1 protein-coding gene is annotated in these 753 nt (G+C 57.5%); it reads left to right on the top strand.

What is annotated here, in order from left to right:
- On the top strand, positions 1 to 753 hold a 753-nt coding region (locus K7W41_RS23350; RefSeq protein WP_224612946.1), incomplete at both ends, for an IS3 family transposase.

The following is a 753-nucleotide window of genomic DNA, read 5'->3' as shown; positions in this document are numbered from 1 at the left end:
CGAGTGGACAACGATCTACCGCTACCGTCCTCAACCCCGCCCAGAACAACAACTGATCCTGAAAAGGATGACCGAGATTGCTCACACCAGGGTGCGCTACGGTTATCGACGAATTCACGTTCTGATGGCGCGAGAAGGGTGGCATATCAACCACAAGCGGTTTTTCAGGCTCTACCAGCTGGCCGGCTTGAATCTGCGGATGAAGCGCCCCAGGCGACATGTCAGCGCGGCACGACGTGCAGCGCAACCAGGGGCACAGCAACCGAATGAGGTTTGGTCGATGGACTTCGTTTCAGACGCCCTGTTCAATGGGCAGCGGTTTCGGGCCCTGACCTTGATTGACACGTACACGCGGGAATGCCTGGCGATCCATGTCGATACCAGCATCAAGGCAGAGCGGGTGGTCGAGGTGGTTCAAGAAGTGAGCAGGCACCGTGAGGTGCCTGCCCGGATCCAGGTGGACAACGGCAGTGAGTTCATCAGCAAGGCGCTGGATCTGTGGGCCTACCAACAGGGCGTTACGCTGGATTTTTCCCGTCCTGGACGCCCAACGGACAATCCGTTCATCGAGTCCTTTAACGGGAGTTTCCGGGACGAGTGCCTGAATACCCACTGGTTTCTGTCGCTCGAGGATGCCGCGGAGAAGATTGAAAATTGGAGGATCGACTATAATGATCTCAGGCCGCACTCCTCGCTGGAAAATCTCGCGCCCAGCGCATTTCGAGCAAGGATTGCCTCGACCTTTCGCCCGTC

It is taken from the genome of Deinococcus multiflagellatus, from assembly GCF_020166415.1.
Classification (GTDB): Bacteria; Deinococcota; Deinococci; order Deinococcales; family Deinococcaceae; genus Deinococcus; species Deinococcus multiflagellatus.
The sequence above is the reverse complement of the archived record's forward strand: the minus strand, read 5'-3'. Positions and strand labels throughout refer to the sequence as shown.